Raw genomic sequence first — 18,845 nt, 5'->3', positions numbered from 1 at the left:
GCTAGACGTTTTATGTGTATGCTGGTACTTGTCGTTTTATGGATATTAAGCTTGGTTGCTGCTGCCGAACAGGCGGATTTTCGATTTCACGACTTCAACCATCGCTTTACGGGCAGGCGTCAAATATTTGCGGGGATCGTATACGTTGGCGTCCTTGGCAAGCACTTCGCGGATCGCTTCGGTGCAAGCCACTTGGTTTTCGGTGTTTACGTTGATTTTGCCTACGCCGGCTGCGATCGACAGACGAATCGCTTCGTCCGGAACGCCGGAACCGCCGTGCAGCACGATCGGCACGGGAACAGCCTTCGCCACTTGTTCGATAATGTCATAATGGATTTTCGGCTCGCCTTTGTACATGCCGTGTGCGGTGCCTACGGCAATCGCCAGGCAGTCGACACCGGTCTCTTCATAGAAACGGATCGCTTCCTCAGGCTTGGCCAAGCTCGCATGCTCTTCGTCGAGGCTGATATCGTCTTCGACGCCGCCGATCGTTCCGAGCTCGCCTTCGACGGATACGCCCATCGCATGAGCGGCTTTTACGACTTCTTTGGTCAGGCGGATATTCTCTTCAAGCGTGTAATGGGAGCCGTCGAACATAACCGAGCTGAAGCCGGCGCGGATACATTTCATAGCGACTTCGAAGCTGCTTCCGTGGTCGAGGTGAAGAGCAATCGGCAAGCCGGATTTTTTGGCGGCTGCTTCCGCAATCGCTACCGTGTACTCCATGCCCATATATTTCAGTGCGCCTTCGCTCACACCAAAGATGAAAGGAGACTTCTCCTCCATCGCAGCTTCCATAATCGCTTGAGCAAACTCCAGATTGTTCATGTTGAATTGACCGACTGCAAATTTATTCGCTTTTGCTTTCGGCAAAAACTCGTTCATTGAAACAAGCGGCATTTTCGTTCCTCCTAAACGTTCTTCTGAATTGGTTCCGAATGCAATACTGGACTATTATATCATACTCGTCCCTCAAATGGTAACGCCCGTCGGCGAATTGTCGGCCTGTCCCGCCCTCTGTACTCCGACGTTACATATATATGGAAGGATTTGATCTGCTCGGGCGCGATCGCCCTCCTTCCGCCGGCCGTCCGGACAAAAAAATAGGATCCGGATTAGGATCCTATCGCCAGCCTCGGCGGGTCCGAGCGCAGTTGCTTGTTGACGGCGTGCCTCAAATCGTCAATATCGAAAGGCTTCGTAAAGTGCATAAGAGCTCCGAGGTCGGTCGCTTCCTTGATCATATCCAGCTCGCCGTACGCCGTCATCATAATGACCTTGATGCTTACGTCAATCTGCTTGATATGCTTCAAAATATCCAAGCCGTCCATACCCGGGATTTTCATATCGAGCAAAACCAGATCGGGAGATTCTTTGCGGACGATTTCGAGCGCCAATTTGCCGTTGGAAGCCTGAAACGTATTGTACCCTTCGTTGCTGAACACTTCCATCAGCAAAACCCGGATGCCGTTTTGGTCGTCGACAATCAATACCTTCTTCTTATCCAATCATCAAACCTCCTCACAACTGTGTATGAGCAGGTTTACCTCCCGCTCACACCCTCCGCTTGTTCGACGGGTACGGAAAACGCCCTATGGCATGCCGATCCGTCTCATTACTAATTACTCATTCGCTGCGGTTCTTCGGATTCCTGCTGGATTCCAAAGAAAGTTGTCAGGTTTTACAAAAAAAGTTATTGTTTCAGTCCGTTTGGACCGCCAGCTCCATCGAAGCTCTCACAAAATGTTTGAACAGCGGCTGCGGACGGTTCGGTCTGGACGTAAACTCCGGATGGAATTGCACCGCCAAAAACCACGGATGGTCCGGCAGCTCCACGACCTCCACCAGTCGTCCGTCCGGGGAAGTGCCCGATATTTTCAAGCCGGCCGACTCCAGCAGCTCGCGATATTCGTTGTTGAACTCATACCGGTGCCGATGACGCTCATATACGAGCTCGTCTTCGTAGCATCGCATAGCCAGCGAGCCTTCGGCGATTTTGCAAGGGTACAGCCCAAGCCGCATCGTGCCCCCCAGATCCTCGATATCTTTCTGTTCCGGCAGAAGATCGATGACCGGATACGGCGTAGTCGGATGAATCTCCGAGCTGTTCGCCCCTTCCAGGTTGGCGACGGACCGTGCGTATTCGACGACAGCAACCTGCATGCCGAGGCAGATGCCGAAAAACGGAACGCGATTTTCGCGGGCATACCGGATCGCCGATATTTTGCCTTCGATCCCCCGGTCTCCAAACCCACCCGGTACGAGAATGCCGTGAACGCCGCTAAGCAGCTCGGCCACATTATGATCGTAAATTTCCTCAGCGTTGACCCAGCGAATCTTAACGTCGGTGTCGCAGTCGATGCCGGCATGACCCAAAGCTTCGACAATGCTCAAATAAGCGTCGTGAAGCGCTACGTATTTGCCTACGATAGCGATCTCCGTCCGGTTGCGAAGCGATTTGACTTTAGCTACGAGCCGCTCCCACTCGGTCATGTCCGGAGGATTGCGGAACGCGTCGAGCTTCAGATGCTTAACGACGATATCGTCAAGCCCTTGCTCCCGCAAAATCATCGGCACTTCGTACAGCGTGTCCGCATCCTGGCACTCGATCACCGCATCCGAATCGATGTCGCAGAACAAAGCCAGCTTCCGCTTCATCTCTTCGGCGAGCGGATATTCGGTCCGGCATACGATAACCTGCGGCTGAATACCGATGCTGCGAAGTTCCTTGACGCTGTGCTGGGTCGGCTTCGTTTTTACTTCTCCTGCGGCCTTCAGGTAAGGAATCAGCGTAACGTGAATGTACATGACGTTCTCGCGGCCGATATCGCTCTTGATTTGACGGATCGCCTCCAGGAACGGCAAGCTTTCGATATCCCCGACCGTACCGCCGATTTCCGTGATGACAATATCCGATTGCGTCTCCCGTCCCGCACGGAATACGCGATCCTTGATTTCGTTCGTAATATGAGGGATAACCTGAACGGTTCCGCCCAAATATTCGCCGCGGCGCTCTTTCGTAATGACCGAGGAATAGATTTTCCCTGTCGTTACGTTGCTCGTCTTGGACAAATTAATATCGATAAACCGCTCGTAGTGGCCGAGGTCCAGATCGGTCTCCGCACCGTCGTCGGTTACGAAAACTTCACCGTGCTGGTACGGGCTCATCGTTCCCGGATCGACGTTGATATACGGATCGAACTTCTGAATGGTTACCTTCAGCCCCCGATTTTTGAGCAATCTGCCCAAGGACGCAGCGGTAATGCCTTTACCGAGCGAAGAAACGACGCCGCCTGTTACGAAAATATACTTGGTCACGTTTGTAAACCTCCGTTCAAGTCTGAAAACAAGTCCGCCCGGCTTGTCGGGCAAAAAAAATAAAAGTGACTCCCGCGAACGGGGCACTTTGTCGGATTCGTTGCCGAATTGTAAATCTACAGCCCAAAACATAGTTTACCCGGTCGCCGGGTGACTGTCAAGGGAACTTGGCGGGCGGACGGCGATCGCAAGTCCGCCCTTTTCAGCCCCTTATTTCTTGCCGTCATCGTCTTCTTCGTCGTCTTCAGCCTCTGCGGCCTCTTCGTCTTCCTCGAAGTCGTCTTCTTCCTCGGCTTCCTCGTCAATCTCTTCGATTTCGCCTTCTACTTCTTCAATCTCAGCGTCGTCGATCGTTTCCTCGTCCTGGTAGAAGTCTTCTTCCTCTTCCCCGCTGAACTCGTCTTCGCCTTCATACGCCTCGTACTCTTCTTCAGCTTCCTCTTCCTCGGTGAAGTAGTCGTCGTCATCGTCGTCGTTAATAATGCGCGGATGTTTGGAGGTATTGACGCCGTCCTCGGATTTCTCGACCGGATACCAGCGCTTCAGTCCCCACAGGTTCGTGCCGACGCATGCAAATCTTCCGTCTATATTAATCTCCGTATATAACTGCGCAATCACTTGCATCACTTCTTCATCGGTCAAACCTTTGATTTTTGCGATTTCCTGCATCAGGTCCCGATAATAGTATGGGTTCTTGGATGCTTTCAACACTTCAAATGCGAGATCGACCATCGGCATCTCTTTGGCTTGTTCCGCATTGATCTTCAGCGTATATTGGCTGCTCATGGCCAGCACTTCCCTTCCAACATGGTCTGATGACAACCGATTCGTATACTTGCTCGCCCTGCCGGCCGCAAGCGACGTTCACTTCTCTAAAATGCCCATTATCTTCATTAAGTAAAACCTATTTTATACAAAAATGCAACTACCGGCGCATCCGGCAAGAAGAAGGATTCGTATCCGGCAAACAGCCGGCAAAATCCACCCGCAAAAAAAACGGAAGCCGAACTCGTCGACTTCCGCTGAGACTGTATCCGCATGGACGATGAACGACCGTTCACCACCTTGCATACGACAAGAGAGCCCTACGCGCCCTCTATTCATACTATGAGCCCGCCGATCCGTTGACACAACCGTCTGCCTAACTTTCGCGAAAAAAGGCGCTCATCTCATGCGGGCATATGGTACAGGTTCATATGATAATCGCGTAAACGACTTCAGCTGCAGGGGAGGGAATTCACTTGAGCGAATCGGCGCTGCTGCATATGCTGCACGAAGCGATCGGATCGTCCCGGGTAGCGGAGAAACGCCATATCATCCACTTCAAAACGAGATCGGCCTACACCCGGTTTATGGCCGCTTTCGAAGAAGCCGGCGAGCTGTTCCCCGTAAAATCGGTGATCCGTCCGATGAAAATCATTCATGCGATTTGCTGTACGATGAAATCCGGTTTCCCTCCGCTCCAACACCCGAGCATCCGGCTTATTGAAGAGGATATCCCGATTCGCGTCCACGCCGCCCGCATCCGGCACCCGCAGCAGCCGGTGCTGCTCCGCCAGGCCGGCAACTCCATTCCATGGGGCGTCAAGCAGATCAAGGCGCCGGAAGCCTGGAAGGAAACGCGCGGCAGCCGAATCCGGATCGGCGTCGTCGATACCGGCATCGATTATTCCCATCCCGACTTGCGGGGCCGCATCTCGCGGGGGATCAACCTGCTGAACCGCTCCCTGCTGCCGACCGACGACAACGGCCACGGCACGCATATATCGGGGACGATCGCCGCATCCAACCGCTCATCGGGAATACTCGGCGTCGCTCCTCTCGCGATGATCCATCCGGTCAAAGCGTTCGACAACAACGGAACCGCCTACGTCTCCGACATCGTGATGGGCATCGACTGGTGCGTTCATAACCGGATGCATATCATCAACATGAGCTTCGGCATGAAAAACCGCAGCAAATCGCTGCACGACGCCGTGCGCAACGCCCATAAGCTGGGTATCGTCATCGTCGCCTCCTCCGGCAACGAAGGCAAGCAGTCCTCCATCGATTATCCCGCCCGATTCTCTCAGGTCATCTCCGTAGGAGCTACGGCGCCTAACCGAAAGATTGCCTCGTTCAGCAATAAAGGACGATCGATAGACATCTACGCACCCGGCGATAAAATCAAATCGACCTGGCTGCAGCATAAATATATGGAGCTGAGCGGCACGTCCATGGCTACCTCGCACATTTCCGGCGTCATCGCGCTTATGCTGACGATCCGGCCGGAGCTAACCCCCGGGGACATCAAGTCGCTGCTGCAAAAAACGTCCAATCCGGTAACCGGGCTTAAGTCCCGATCCGGCATCCGGGCTGGCGAGGTCGATGCCATGCGGGCGCTCCGGCATCTGGGAACTTAACAGGCGGGGGCAGACGCACCCCGCCTGTTCTCCGCGTCCCGCTTACATCGAGGCGGGCGCCGACACGCCGACCAGCGAGAGCACGTTGCGGATGACGACGCGAAGGGCAGCCAGCAGCGCGAGCCGGGCTTGCGTCAGATCGGCATTCTCGGTGATGACCCGCTCCGCCTTGTAGTAGCTATGGAATTCGGAAGACAGCTCGTACACGTACCGGATCAGCCGATGCGGCGCATATTGGGCTGCGGCTTCGGCAATCTCGGCGGGCAGTTCTCCCATCTTGCGCAGCAGATCGAACTCCGCTTCCGACTGCAGGACCGACCAGTCGATCGTATCGAAAGGCTGCAGGGCGACGCCCTGCTCCTCCGCCTGCCGGAAGATGCTGCAGATCCGGGCGTGTGCGTATTGGACGTAAAACACCGGATTCTCGTTCGATTTGGAGATCGCAAGATCCATATCGAAATCGAGGTGGGAATCGTTGCTGCGCATCGTAAAGAAGTAACGGATCGCGTCGACGCCGACCTCGTCCATCAGATCCTGCATCGTGACCGCCTTGCCGGTCCGCTTGGACATTTTGACCTTCTCGCCGTTCTGGTACAAGCTGACCATCTGGGCGATCAATACCGTCAGCTTTGTCGGATCGTAGCCGAGCGCGGCCATAGCCGCCTTCACACGGGGGATGTATCCGTGATGGTCGGCTCCCCATATATTGATCATCTCGTCGTAGCCGCGATCGTACTTCGTGCGATGATACGCGATATCCGGCGTAAGGTACGTGTAGCTTCCGTCATTTTTCACCAGCACCCGGTCTTTGTCATCGCCGAGCGGGGTCGTTCGAAGCCAGGTGGCGCCTTCCTCTTCGAAGATGTGGCCGCCGGTCCGAAGCTGCTCCAGCACCGGCGCGATTTTCCCGTCCGTGTACAACGACGTTTCGCTATACCATTGGTCGAAGGAAACGCGGAATCTGGCCAGGTCGCGTTTGATTTTGTCGAGCTCTTTGCCAAGCCCGTACGACTTGAAATAAGCAAGCCGCTCCGCCTCGGACAGCTCCAGCAGCTTGTCGCCCTCCTGCCCCTTCAGCTCCTGGGCAAACCCTTTGATGTCTTCGCCGTAGTAGCCGTCCTCCGGCATGTCCGCTTCCCGCCCAAGCGCCTGCAAATAACGCGCCTCGATCGACTTGGCCAGGTTGTCCACCTGATTGCCCGCGTCGTTGATGTAATACTCCCGGCTGACCTGGTAGCCCGCGAAATCGAGCACGTTGCATAGCGCGTCCCCGATCGCGGCTCCCCTGGCATGACCGAGATGAAGGCTTCCGGTCGGATTGGCGCTGACGAACTCGACCTGCACCTTTTGGCCCCCGCCCGTATTCACGCGTCCGTAATCGGCGTCCGCCGCCAGCACTTCCGGAATCACTTCATACAAGTAGCTTTTATCCATGAAGAAATTAATAAAACCCGGACCCGCAATCTCGACCTTGGCGATGTACGCCTTCTTCGTATCGAGACAGGCGATCAGCCGCTCGGCGATTTGCCGCGGATTTTGCTTCGCCACCCGGCTCAGCTGCATCGCGATATTGGTTGACAAATCCCCGTGCGCCTTCTCCTTCGGCACTTCCAGCCCGATGGCCGGAAGCTCAGCCGGTCCGGCAATTCCCGCCTCCGCTGCCGCCAGCGTAATCGTTTCCTTCAATAAACGTTCGATCCGTTCGATAGCGCTCATTCCGCTTGTTCCTCCTCAATGACTACCCTCAGCCGGATTCGCCCGGCATGTATGCCGTTCGCGTACAAATCGTAGCTCCAGGACAAGGTGCCCAATCCTCGGTCGAGCTTTCGCTCGATACCGTGCGTGAAGCATTCCATCTCCATCCGGCCCTGTGGCAGCTCGTAGTAACCTGCGGTTCGGGTACCGGAAATAAACGTCAGGTCGGACTGAACCTCCCCGTGACGAAAAACCTTGACCATCTTGTCGTCCCACTTCACCGTCGCCGTCGTCTTCCCTGATTCCGAGTCCGGCTCCGTGTAGCGCAAGTAGTACGATTCCTGCTTATGATAAAGCTCGCCAGCCGTTTCCTGGACATGGCTTTGCTCCGCTTGTCTGCTTTCGATGCGGATCCGGACCGTCCGTTTCATGTTTCCGTTCGCTCCCGCCTAAGTATTCCAATAGAGGCTGTCAATTCATTGTGTAGAAGTGTTAGCAGACCGTTCCAAGTGAAAAGTTACCTTCTTCTGCTCAAACAGGTTGTCCGGAATCCCTTGATTGAATAAGGATTGTAAGGTAGGGGATTCCAGACAAAACTCGCCAGAAGCTAATCTTTTCCCTTTCCACTTGGTTGTCCACATTGAATCGACAGCCTCCCAATTGTTCCTTAACCGTTCTTAGTGTATATGACGGCCGCCGGAATTTCAATCCGTCCCCGGGAAGCAAAAAAAGAGACGAAGGCTTCCCTTCATCTCTTCCCGCGACTGTTGGCATTATCCGCGAACCAGATCCTCAACGAACTTAGGCAGCGCAAACGCCGCTTTATGAAGCCGAGGAGAGTAATATTTCGTATCGATCTCCGGAATGCTCGCCTCGTCCACTTGCAGCGGATCGTAGGTTTTGCTTCCCATCGTAAACGTCCACAGCCCGCTCGGATACGTCGGAATGTTCGCCCCGTATACGCGCACGATCGGGAATATTTCGCTTACGTCGCGGTGTACGGTGCGGATCAGATCCGCCTTGAACCAAGGGTTGTCCGTCTGGGCGACGAAGATGCCGTCTTCCTTCAACGCTTCGTAGATGCCCTGATAAAAGCCTCGGGAGAACAATTCGACCGCCGGACCTACCGGCTCCGTCGAGTCTACCATAATAACGTCGTACGTATTTTTATGATCATGGATGTGCATATAGCCGTCGTTGACGATGACCTGCACCCGGGGGTTGTCCAATTCGCCTGCAATTTCGGGCAAATATTCTTTGGAATATTCGATGACTTTACCGTCGATTTCGACCAATACCGCTTTCTCCACCTGCGGGTGCTTCAGCACCTCGCGGATGACGCCGCCGTCTCCGCCGCCGACTACGAGCACATGCTTCGGGTTCGGGTGAGTGTACAGCGCGGGATGCGCCACCATCTCATGGTACACGAACTCGTCGCGCACAGTCGTCATGACCATACCGTCCAGCACAAGCATTCGGCCCCACTCTACCGTATCGATCATCGCCAAGTCTTGGAAATCGGTCTTTTCCGTGACCAGCGTTTCTTTAATTTTAGCCGTTATGCCGAATTGCTCGGTCTGCTTCTCCGTGTACCACAATTCCATTGGGGCATCCCTCTTTCCAGTTAATAAAGTTGATTATACTTGACCGCGGCCGAAAATGAAATCGCACCAGTCTGTATTATAGTAAATCGGCGCAAAAATGCAACTATATAGGTTGAATGAAATGGACTTGTTCCAAGTAAATTCAGGAAGGCCGATCATTTCTTTCTTCTAATGATGAATAGCTGGGCTCAACTTTTTCCATACTAGTAGGACTATCGGTTTCCAAAGTAAACCAGCACCGATTATTTCATCAGGCAGCAATGAGGAAAGAGGGATCGCCATGGAGGAAAGCGTCAGCCGCAAACAAAGCCGCGCCGCCCGCGTAGAGCCGAAACAGGGCCGCCGCCCGCGAAAGGGACGTTTCCGCAAAGCGGTGACGTTTCTGTTCAGCTGCGCTCTGATCGGAGTGGCGTGCCTCGTTGTACTGGCGCTTTATCTGCGTTCCCAAGCCCTTCCCGTAGGCACGTTCGCCTTGTCTTCCCAGATGTACGACATGCACGGCAACCTGATCAGCTCGTTCCAGTCCGGCAAAAATCGGGAATTCGTGCCGCTTTCGGGCATACCGAAACATTTAATAGATGCGACGCTGGCAATAGAAGATAAACGGTTTTACGATCATATCGGACTCGACGTCAGGGGAATCGCGCGGGCGGTCGTTGTCAACTTTCAGCATATGGACCGCGTGCAAGGGGCCAGCACGCTGACGCAGCAGCTCGCCCGCAACCTGTATTTAACCCAGGACCGGACCTGGTCGCGGAAAATAAAAGAAGCGATGTATGCGGTGCAGCTTGAGATGCAGCTGAGCAAAGATCAGATTATGGAGATGTATCTGAACGACGCCACCTACTACGGCAATTCCGCCTATGGTGTCCAGGCCGCCGCCAAGCTGTTTTTCGGCAAAAATGTAGGGGAGCTGACGCTTGCGGAAAGCGCGATGATCGCAGGGGTGCCCAAAGGTCCCCGCTACTACTCGCCTTTCTTCGACCGGGACAAAGCCAAGGAGCGGCAGGAACTGATCTTGACGGAGATGGCCAGCCAAGGCTTCATTACGTCCAAGGAAGCGGAGGGAGCCAAGCGGGAGGAACTCGTCTACCAGCCGGCCGGCAAAAAAGCGGCAGTCGTCCAGGCGCCTTACTTCCGCGATTACGTGCGCAGGGTAGCGATCGACCGGCTCGGGATCGACGAACGGGAATTCGACGAAGGCGGCATCCGCATCTATACGACGCTGGATCTCGATATGCAGAAAACGGCGGAGGAAGCAGTGACCAGGGCGTTGCCCGATGAAGATGAACTGCAGGCGGCTCTAGTGGCAGTCGACCCTCGTACCGGTTACGTCCGGGCCATGGTCGGCGGGAAGCTGTACGGAGACAATCAGTTCAACCGTGCCGTCTCTACAAGCCGCCAGCCGGGGTCGGCCTTCAAGCCTTTCGTTTATTTAACCGCGCTTCAGCAAAAAACGGTCACAGCCGTCAGCCAGTTCAAAAGCGAGCCGACCGTATTCGAATACGACAACGGACGCCAAACGTATACGCCGAACAATTTCAACAATAAATACCCGAACGGCCTGATCGATTTGCGGGAAGCGATCGCCAAGTCGGACAACATCTACGCGGTCCATACGATTCAGCAGGTAGGAGCGGACAAAGTCATCGAGACCGCCCGCAAGCTCGGGATTACAAGCAGGCTGGAGCCGCTTCCTTCGCTCGCGCTCGGAACGTTTCCGGTAAGCCCGCTGGAGATGGCGTCCGCCTTTGCGGTTCTCGCCAATCAGGGCGTGCGGGTCGAACCGACGGTGATCACGCGAATCGAATCGGCCACAGGAAAGCTTCTATATGAGTCGAAGCCAAAAAAAGAAAAAGTGGTCGAGCCCGAATACGCCTACGTGCTGACGAATCTAATGAAGAGCGTATTCGACCCCGGAGCTACGGCGAGCCGGGTCGCCGAACAGATCAAGCGCCCCGTTGCCGGCAAAACCGGGACGACGAACACCGACGCCTGGATGGTCGGCTTTACACCGGAGCTCGCCACCGCCGTCTGGGTCGGCTACGACCGCGATCGCACGATCAGCGCCGTGGAGTCCTACAAGGCGGCGCCGATCTTCGCCGACTTTACCGAGCACGCGCTCGAGGCGGTGCCGCCGAAGCTGTTCCCGATGCCGGACAATGTTACGAGCGTCTACATCGATCCGGCTTCCGGGAAGCTGGCTACCGACAAATGCCCGAATCCCCGGATCGAAGTATTCGTCAAAGGGACGGAACCGACCGAATATTGCTCCGATCAAGGAACGGCCGTGCCGAGCGACGGCAAGGATGCGCCAAAGAAAACGGGCAGATCGTGGTGGGACGACCTGAAGCGCTGGTGGAACGACTGAATGATACAGGAGGGAGTGACGGGAGCGTCCCGGCTTCCGGATGGGAAACATAGCTGCCGGCCGGCAGTTGCAGCCGCGCCGGCTCCCCGCAGCGGCGAAGAGGGGATTTCCTCAGTGCAGCGCCCTATTTCCCGCTCCGCATCCGCCGGACACCAACACAAAAAGGCAGACGAAAATCGTCTGCCTTTTTGCTGTCCTAGTATATTGTGCAAATATACTCCAATTAGTTTAACCGAGAAGCCCAAATCTCACAACGGCTGACACACAATCGACACAAATCATTTTGGGCCGGTCGGACCGCCGTATGAAAACCCTTATCCTCCCGGTCTTCTTATCGGCTTCCGATCGGCCTATGCCCCCCGGAATCAGGCAAGCCCTTGCTTGAGCGCTTCTCCCGAACGTTCCCACCACTCGGCGTTATGCTCGGCTAATACGCGCTTCAGCGCCGCCTTCTCGCCATCGCTCAACCCGTCGAGAATGATGCGCTGCTTCAGGGCGTAATCCATTTTATTTACGTGATCGGCAAGAATCTTCCACCCTCTGCGCGCTTCGGTATCGACAAGCATCTCGCATGCCGTGACTCCGGCATAAAACGGTCCTTCCTCGCTGCGCCCCACGTATACCCATACGATCCAGCACTTGCGGCCATTCGGCGTGTCGTCCTTATTCATCGAAAATTTGATCCCGCGCTCCACTTTGCTTTTCGCATGAATGGCACCCAGGTCGATGTATGCATCTTCCCCATCAATAATGATGCTGGACAGATTGGACAGGTCGAGCGCGCCGGCGCCGAATCCTTTATGTTCTTTATTGCTCACCACGTTCAGCGCGAGCTTTTTCCCTTTTTCACCTGTTTCCATGGCTATCACCTTCCATATAAGACCCCTAAGTAAGACTTCTTATCGAAGCCCTCTACAATGCGGACCTCCAGATTATATAGCTGAAAAATCGTACCTTTCTATTTATTTTAGCTAATAATCCGGCAAATGCAAACATATACATGCTGTAGATGCTTGTCAACGGGGTGAGAATCGTTTATGATCAACCGCCTGTCCAAACGCAACACCTTATGGCTGCTCCTGATCCTGCTGATCGCCGGGACGATTACGATCGCCCAGTTCGCGGAACGCCCCGAGTCCCCCGCATCGCTGTCCGCCCTGAACGAACCGTCGGCACAAGCGCTGGAGCCGCCGGCCCCCGCCGTGAACGATACTCCGAAGCCGCTCAGCAAACGCATCGTGGAGTATCATATCTCGGTGCAGCTCGACGCGGAGCAGAAGACGCTGGCCGGCGCCCAGTCGCTTACTTGGAAAAATCCGGGGTCGAAGCCGGTCAGCGAGCTGGTTTTCCATCTGTATCCGAACGCGTTTCAATCCAAAAAGTCGACGTTTCTGCGCGAATCGGGAGGCAAACTGCGGAACGATCAGATGAAGGAAGACAGCTTCGGCCACATGAGCCTTGAATCGATTCAAACGGAAGACGGCGTCGATCTGATGCGCTCGATGCAGTTCATCCAGCCGGACGACGGCAACAAGCAGGACCAGACGCTGATGAAAATCCGCCTGCCCCAGCCGGTCAATCCGGGCGCGGAGACGACGATCAAAATTCGTTTCTCGGTCAAGCTCCCTTACGTGTTCGCCCGCATGGGGTATGTCGGCGATTTCGTCATGGCCGGCCAATGGTTTCCGAAAGTCGCCGTCTACGAGCCGAAAGGTACGCGCGGACGCGAAGAGGAAGGCTGGGACACCCATCAGTACCACGGCAACTCCGAGTTTTACTCCGACTTCGGCATGTATAACGTCCGCATCCAGGTTCCTTCCAATTATACGGTGGCGGCTACCGGGTTTCCGACCAAGCCCGCCTCGGACGACGGCACGAAGAAGACGTATCAGTTTTATGCGGACGACGTTCATGACTTCGCCTGGGCCGCTTCCCCGAACTTTATATATTACGAGGAACCGTTCTCGGCGCCCAACGTGCCCGGCGTCAAAATCAAGCTGTACCTCGATCCCGCGCACCAAGGGCTGAAAGACCGGTACATCTATGCGGCCAAGCGCTCGCTCGCCAAATACAGCGAATGGTTCGGCACATACCCCTACTCCACGCTGTCGATCGTGATTCCGCCTCCGGGAGGCAACGGTGCGGGCGGTATGGAATATCCGACGCTGGTCACCGGCTGGGAAGCGTCCGGAGATACGGACAGCTTCGAGCTGGAACGGGTGATCGTCCATGAGATCGGCCATCAATATTGGTACGGCATGGTGGCGAGTAACGAATTCGAGGAAGCGTGGCTCGATGAAGGCTTTACGTCCTACGCGGAAGATCTCATCATGATGAGCGAGTACGGAGTGCAGCCGAACTTTGCCATCGAATCGAGTTATATGACCTCGCCGGAGCCGCTGAAGCTGGCTTCCTGGCAATACGGGGGACACAGCCGCTACGCCGAGAACGTTTATACGCGGGCCAAGCTCGTGCTTGCCGGAATCGAGAAGCAGATCGGCCAGAAGACGATGCTGCGGGTAATGAAAACGTATTTTGACCGCTGGAAGTTCAAACATCCGACGACAAGCGATTTCCAGGCCGTTCTCGAAAGCGTAACAAAAACGAGCTGGGCCGAATACTTCGATCAGTTCGTGTATGGCGGCGGCATGACCGATTATTCCATCGAGCATGTGCAGACGCGGCCGATGAAGCAGGACGGCAAAACCATCTACGAAACCGCCGTCCTAATCAAAAAAAATGGCGGCCATTATATGGACGTGCCAGTCCGCTTCCATTTCACGGACGGGTCCGATGTGGAGAAAGTGTGGGACGGACGGGACCCTCAGGTGCTGTATACGATTACGAGCGAAGCCCCTCTCGAATGGGCGGCGATCGATCCGCAGATGACGATGATCCTCGAGCATAAGCGGATTAATAACTTCATGCAAGTGAATGTCGACGATACATGGAAAGCGCGCCTGACGATCGGAATCGCGAAATGGATCGAGATCTTGTTGAACGGGCTCGCCTGGTGAGGAGGTGACTGCCGCCTATGATGCGTTATATGAAGAACGGCTTTAAAGATACGTTATCGCAATCCTTCCTCCTGCTCGTCTTGTGGCTTTATCATTTCACCTGGGGCTTCCTGCTGCTGATGCTGGTCAAATCGGTCGTCGTTCCGCTGATGCACCGGTACCCGGGCGAGCATCTGTCTGCCGCCGCTTCGCAGCTGTTCCTGGCCGAAAGTCAATTCCGGCTTATGAAAACCGACATCAGTCATCCGTACATCTGGCTGCTGGTCGGAGTTGCGGCGGCGCGGATGCTGTTGACACCGGTTCTGAACGCGGGCGTCTACTACTCTCTGGCGAATCCGCATCTGAATGCCGGCTACCGCTTTTTGCAGGGCATCAAGCGGCTCAGCGGTTCGTTCTTCCTCTACTACGTCTTGCAAATGGCGATAACGCTGGCTCCCGTATATTGGCTGTTCCCGGTGGTCAAGAAAGCGTTCGCCCAGCACGCCGATTACGCTTCCCTCTCGCTTGCGCTGCTGCCTTGGGCAGCGGGATATGCCGCATTCGGGTTTCTGATCCGCCTTCTCTTCATGTACGTCCAGTTCGGCCGGACGACGGAAAGCGGACTCGGATCGTCACTCGGTCTGTTCGTCCGCAAGCTGCCGGCCATCGTGCTGCTGGCCTGCTTGCTGCTCGCGTTGTCCGGGGCGTTTACGGCCGCCGCCTTATCGGCTTCCCTGATCTGGGCGGGGTTGACCGCTCTGATCGTACAGCAGATGCTCCATATCACCGATATGGTGTTCAAGCTATGGACGATCGCTTCTCAATACCGCATCTATGCCGACTGACGGATTAAGGCTCCCGCATTTGCAAGCAAGGCGAGACTTCCACCGTTCCCCTTTTCTTCCGCAGAAAAGGGGTTTTTCTGTGCCGTTGGGATTCGAAATTTCGATTTTTCAAAAAAAATGTTGCGCAAAAGGAGGAAATCGTTGCTAAAAGGCGAATTATAATTACCCGGAAACAAAAAAATCGAACCATGCCGAATTCCCGCTTGCCGGGAAACGGGGGAACCATTCCGGGTGAATTGATCTCGCAGGAAAGTGATCATAGGGCACCTTCGACCGAACCCTCAGCTAACCTCGTAGGCACCTGGAAGGAGTCCGCTTCACTTGAAAAAGGCACTTATTATGATCACCACCGTGGTCGCACTGTTCTTCACCTCCGTTGGCAGCGCTTTCGCTGAAACGACGCTTGAGAAAACCGTGAACGAGCTGATCGGTGTGAAGTACAGAACCGCAGGAACGACCACAAAAGGCTTCGACTGCTCGGGCTTCACGATGTACGTCTTCAATCAATTCGGCGTAGATCTGGCTCATCAATCGAAAGCCCAAGCCAAAGAGGGCACCTGGGTCGACAAGAACGATCTGATTCCCGGCGACCTCGTGTTCTTTAACACCGACGGCAAAGGCATTTCCCACGTCGGCATCTACCTCGGCAACGACGAATTTATTCATTCGGCGTCCAACGAAGGGGTAGTGAAGAATAAGCTTAGCGAGAAGTACTACAAAACCCGTTATGTAACCGCGCGCCGCATCGCTGGTGACGATCTGTACAACCAGTTCATGGCGGAAGCCAAGTAATACAGGCAGCGGAACGGACAAGCCCAAGCCCTGGAGGAGCGAACCATTCGCCCTTCAGGGCTTGATTTCGTTCATCCCCGCTTCTTCCGACAGGAAGCGGCAGGGCGGCGAATCCGCACGGTTTGGGCGGATAGCCTCCGACACCGGTTTTCACCGTCTTCCCGGATTCGACCGCTTGTCGGAACGTGTACGGACTGTTCGAGCGGACCGGATGCCGGCGACGGGATCCGCGATCGGCAGCGAGGTTACGCCCTTCCGGCAGGAAAACGGCTGAGTCTTTGCGAATGTTTTGTATCACCGATAAGCTTTCTACACTGCTCTAGGGGGGACGGCCCGATGATTCTGTTTGTCCATCGCAAAGACCTGCGGGTAACCGACATGCCCGCTTTCGCTTATATCGCCCGGACCGGGCTCCCTTCCCTGCACTTGTTTATCCTCGATCCGGCCATCCTGAACGCGGAACGGGCCCGTGCGCATAGCGGACGCCGCTTCCTCGGTCTGCTCGCCCGCCTTCAGTCGTTATACCGGCATCACGGCCAGACACTGAATCTCGTATGCGGAACGCCCGAGGAGATCGTGCCGCAGATCGCGCTTGTTCACGAAGCGACGGAGGTGGTCTTCCACCGGGACGACACTCCTTACGCCAGACACCGGGATACGAGCATTCATGAAACGCTGCACCGGCTCGGCATCCCGCTGACGACGATATCCGATCAGCCTCTGGCCGATCCAGAGGAACTGCACCGCTACGCCGGGCGGCAATCGCCGTATAAAGTGTTCACCCCGTTCTACCGCAAATGGAGCGAATTCGTGCATACGTATTTCCAGCCCCCTGTGACGACCCGGCTGGCCGATTTGCGCACGCTCGTGCTGGACGAATCGATCCGGCAGCGGTATGCGCCCCCTTACTCGCTGGAACGGTTCCGCGGAGACGTGTGCCTGGAGGCGCCCGAAGAGAGACTGGAGCGGTTCATCGCCGAGAAGCTCCCGGATTATGCGCAGCGGAGGGATTCGTATGCAGGTGATGCGACAAGCGGGCTGAGCGGTTACATCAATTCGGGCTCGATCTCGGTTCGAACCGTCTACGACAAGCTGCTCGGGGAGCCGGACTTCGAGGCGTGGAAGCGGCAGCTCGCCTGGCGGGATTTTTACTTGTACCAGTCGGTATTCGACCCGCTTTTCTTCGAATATGAGCACTATTACGACTTGTCCGGGCTCGGTGACCGGCATTTCGAAGCCTGGAGAAAAGGGCGGACCGGCATTCCGATCGTCGATGCGGCGATGACGCAACTGAACGAAACGGGCAGCATGCCGAACCGGCTAAGAATGGTCACGGCGATGTTCCTGACGAAAAACTTGCTTGCGCCGTTTACGCTCGGCGAGCAAACGTTCCGGATGATGCTGACCGATGCCGATAATGTGCTGAACCGGGGAGGCTGGCTCTGGTCCGCCTCGCTCGGTTATGACGCCGCGCCGTATTTCCGGATCATGAACCCGGTCACCCAGTCGGAGACGTGGGACCCTTCCGGCGAATATATCCGCAGATGGCTCCCCGGCCAGCGCGGCTTGTCGGACCGGGACGTGCACCGCCCGCTGCCGCATGCCGTCGTCGATCTGAAAGCTTCACGCGCCCGCGCGATCGAAGTATACAAGCGCCTCATCGCCGAGGCTCGCGCCCGTATCGGCGTTCCGGACGGACAGCCCGGCTCCGGCGATTCCGCAGACGAGTAGAAACAGAGGCAGCTTGATAGGATGAGCTTCCAATGCGCATGTGAGCGGGCCGACATCCTCTATCGCAATACTGGATTAGCTCCGGGCTTGTACTAGCAGCAGCGGTTGCCACCGGTAAAGAGCCGAGCGGAACCTCGTCAGCCGGCAAGGGTTCCGCTGCTTACAAGCCCGGCCGGGGAGCCGGCCAGCCGGCAATCGTCCGGGCGAATCGTCCCGCCGCAGGCGGCAGCGGGTCCCCCGCTCTCCGGTACAGCCCGATCGGATTATCGAGCCGGATGTGCGGGACTCTCACCCTCGCAATCTCCTTTCGCCCGATGCTGTCCCGCACCTCCAGAGCGGATGCGATCGCCGCACCGTAGCCGGCCGCCACCGCCTTGACCGTCTCTCCCGGTCCGCTGCACTGCAGCCCGATGCGGGGCGCGGGCACTCCGTGCACCCGGCACAGGGCGGAGAGCCATTCCCGGCCGGAGCTCCCTTCCTCCCGCACGACAAACGGCTCGGCGAGCACCCGACCGAGCTCCGCCTCACGGTCTGCGAGCGGATGATCAGCCGGCACGATAAACCACAGTTCGTCTTCCATGAGCGGCTCCCGCACGAGTCCTTCCGGCAGGTCGCGGCCGCCTCCCACGACGGCGAGATCCGCTTCGTACCGCAGCAGCCGTTGGAAAGCGGTGCGGGAATTCACCGTCGTCAGCACAATATCCACGTCGGGATGGTCCCGCTTGAACGGCGCAATCCATCCCGGCAGCAGCAGGTTAGCCGGCAGATACGTTGCCGCGATGCGGACGGAGCCGGTATTCCCGTCGCGAAGCCGCTGTGCTTCCCTCTCGATCTCGCGTTCCAGCGCAAATAGCCGTGCCGCCTGCTCCGCCAGCCTCTCGCCCGGCTCCGTCAGAACCACTCCCCGGCCTTTGGCACGGAACAGCGTAAGCCCCAGCTCCCGCTCCAGATTGCGCAGCTGTGCCGTTACGGCAGGCTGACTAATATGCAGACGCTCCGACGCCTTCGTCACCCCGTCGCTTTCGACCACCTCATGGAACAGACGAAAGGCATGCAAATTCACGTTCCCGTCCCCATTCATAAATTTATTT

General features: G+C 56.1%; 15 protein-coding genes and 1 riboswitch. Of the genes, 6 read left to right on the top strand and 9 right to left on the bottom strand.

Translation table 11 applies throughout. From position 1 onward, the window contains the following. Positions 1–45: 45 nt before the first annotated feature. From fba to rpoE, 4 genes are all read right to left on the bottom strand, one after another. Positions 46–900, bottom strand: a complete 855-nt coding sequence (fba, locus tag AC3Y2E_RS32865) for a class II fructose-1,6-bisphosphate aldolase (protein ID WP_190923506.1) — start codon at positions 898–900, stop codon at positions 46–48. Between the two features lie 215 nt (positions 901–1,115). Beyond that, the gene (locus AC3Y2E_RS32860; protein ID WP_190923508.1) at positions 1,116–1,508 is read right to left on the bottom strand and encodes a response regulator; all 393 of its coding nucleotides are present in this window, start codon (positions 1,506–1,508) and stop codon (positions 1,116–1,118) included. A 193-nt stretch (positions 1,509–1,701) separates the two neighbouring features. Then, positions 1,702–3,318: a CTP synthase gene (pyrG, locus tag AC3Y2E_RS32855; RefSeq protein WP_190923510.1), complete on the bottom strand. Its 1,617-nt coding sequence runs from the start codon at positions 3,316–3,318 to the stop codon at positions 1,702–1,704. Between the two features lie 210 nt (positions 3,319–3,528). After that, complete coding sequence (gene rpoE / locus AC3Y2E_RS32850) at positions 3,529–4,104, bottom strand: DNA-directed RNA polymerase subunit delta (protein WP_332074412.1); 576 nt, start codon at positions 4,102–4,104, stop codon at positions 3,529–3,531. A gap of 455 nt (positions 4,105–4,559) precedes the next feature. Here rpoE and AC3Y2E_RS32845 point away from each other — a divergent pair, with 455 nt between their 5' ends. Further along, positions 4,560–5,720: a S8 family peptidase gene (locus AC3Y2E_RS32845; protein ID WP_223836261.1), complete on the top strand. Its 1,161-nt coding sequence runs from the start codon at positions 4,560–4,562 to the stop codon at positions 5,718–5,720. Positions 5,721–5,762: 42 nt separating this feature from the next. Here AC3Y2E_RS32845 and argS read toward each other — a convergent pair whose 3' ends face one another. The 3 genes from argS to speE form a co-directional block, all read right to left on the bottom strand. Then, positions 5,763–7,436: an arginine--tRNA ligase gene (argS, locus tag AC3Y2E_RS32840; protein ID WP_379217468.1), complete on the bottom strand. Its 1,674-nt coding sequence runs from the start codon at positions 7,434–7,436 to the stop codon at positions 5,763–5,765. Continuing rightward, on the bottom strand, positions 7,433–7,846 hold the full coding sequence (locus AC3Y2E_RS32835) for a YwiB family protein (RefSeq protein WP_379217467.1): 414 nt from the start codon (positions 7,844–7,846) through the stop codon (positions 7,433–7,435). The genes argS and AC3Y2E_RS32835 overlap by 4 nt, the downstream gene beginning before the upstream one ends. Before the next feature lie 342 nt (positions 7,847–8,188). After that, a complete protein-coding gene (gene speE, locus AC3Y2E_RS32830) occupies positions 8,189–9,019 on the bottom strand; it encodes a polyamine aminopropyltransferase (RefSeq protein ID WP_379217466.1) in 831 nt (276 codons plus the stop codon). Between the two features lie 280 nt (positions 9,020–9,299). On the opposite strand from speE, the gene AC3Y2E_RS32825 reads away from it, so the two are divergent. Next, positions 9,300–11,390, top strand: coding sequence for a transglycosylase domain-containing protein (locus AC3Y2E_RS32825; protein WP_379217465.1), 2,091 nt, complete (start codon positions 9,300–9,302; stop codon positions 11,388–11,390). Positions 11,391–11,755: 365 nt separating this feature from the next. Here AC3Y2E_RS32825 and AC3Y2E_RS32820 read toward each other — a convergent pair whose 3' ends face one another. Next, positions 11,756–12,250, bottom strand: coding sequence for a YwhD family protein (locus AC3Y2E_RS32820; RefSeq protein ID WP_190923522.1), 495 nt, complete (start codon positions 12,248–12,250; stop codon positions 11,756–11,758). Positions 12,251–12,427: 177 nt separating this feature from the next. Here AC3Y2E_RS32820 and AC3Y2E_RS32815 point away from each other — a divergent pair, with 177 nt between their 5' ends. From AC3Y2E_RS32815 to AC3Y2E_RS32800, 4 genes are all read left to right on the top strand, one after another. Continuing rightward, entirely contained in the window at positions 12,428–14,407 is a 1,980-nt protein-coding gene (locus AC3Y2E_RS32815) for a M1 family metallopeptidase (protein WP_379217464.1), read from the top strand. Between the two features lie 17 nt (positions 14,408–14,424). After that, positions 14,425–15,231, top strand: coding sequence for a hypothetical protein (locus AC3Y2E_RS32810; RefSeq protein WP_379217463.1), 807 nt, complete (start codon positions 14,425–14,427; stop codon positions 15,229–15,231). 179 nt (positions 15,232–15,410) lie between these two features. Continuing rightward, a riboswitch (cyclic di-AMP (ydaO/yuaA leader) is annotated at positions 15,411–15,546 on the top strand. A 6-nt stretch (positions 15,547–15,552) separates the two neighbouring features. Further along, positions 15,553–16,023: a C40 family peptidase gene (locus AC3Y2E_RS32805; protein ID WP_379217462.1), complete on the top strand. Its 471-nt coding sequence runs from the start codon at positions 15,553–15,555 to the stop codon at positions 16,021–16,023. A 336-nt stretch (positions 16,024–16,359) separates the two neighbouring features. Next, positions 16,360–17,754 (top strand): cryptochrome/photolyase family protein, encoded by a 1,395-nt coding sequence (locus AC3Y2E_RS32800; protein ID WP_379217461.1) that lies wholly within the window; start codon positions 16,360–16,362, stop codon positions 17,752–17,754. A 160-nt stretch (positions 17,755–17,914) separates the two neighbouring features. On the opposite strand, the gene AC3Y2E_RS32795 is transcribed toward AC3Y2E_RS32800, so the two are convergent. After that, positions 17,915–18,845 (bottom strand): LysR family transcriptional regulator (locus AC3Y2E_RS32795; RefSeq protein ID WP_379217460.1); only part of this gene is annotated, 931 nt, incomplete at its 5' end.

The sequence above is a fragment of the Paenibacillus sp. MAH-35 genome, from assembly GCF_058135425.1.
Note: the sequence above shows the minus strand (reverse complement) of the source record. Positions and strands in the feature narration are given on the sequence as shown.

Coding starts and splice junctions, on each gene's coding strand:
- fba (WP_190923506.1), bottom strand. CDS start 900: ATGCCGCTTGTTTCAATGAACGAGTTTTTGCCGAAAGCAAAAGCGAAT.
- rpoE (WP_332074412.1), bottom strand. CDS start 4,104: ATGAGCAGCCAATATACGCTGAAGATCAATGCGGAACAAGCCAAAGAG.
- argS (WP_379217468.1), bottom strand. CDS start 7,436: ATGAGCGCTATCGAACGGATCGAACGTTTATTGAAGGAAACGATTACG.
- AC3Y2E_RS32835 (WP_379217467.1), bottom strand. CDS start 7,846: ATGAAACGGACGGTCCGGATCCGCATCGAAAGCAGACAAGCGGAGCAA.
- speE (WP_379217466.1), bottom strand. CDS start 9,019: ATGGAATTGTGGTACACGGAGAAGCAGACCGAGCAATTCGGCATAACG.
- AC3Y2E_RS32825 (WP_379217465.1), top strand. CDS start 9,300: ATGGAGGAAAGCGTCAGCCGCAAACAAAGCCGCGCCGCCCGCGTAGAG.
- AC3Y2E_RS32820 (WP_190923522.1), bottom strand. CDS start 12,250: ATGGAAACAGGTGAAAAAGGGAAAAAGCTCGCGCTGAACGTGGTGAGC.
- AC3Y2E_RS32815 (WP_379217464.1), top strand. CDS start 12,428: ATGATCAACCGCCTGTCCAAACGCAACACCTTATGGCTGCTCCTGATC.
- AC3Y2E_RS32810 (WP_379217463.1), top strand. CDS start 14,425: ATGATGCGTTATATGAAGAACGGCTTTAAAGATACGTTATCGCAATCC.
- AC3Y2E_RS32800 (WP_379217461.1), top strand. CDS start 16,360: ATGATTCTGTTTGTCCATCGCAAAGACCTGCGGGTAACCGACATGCCC.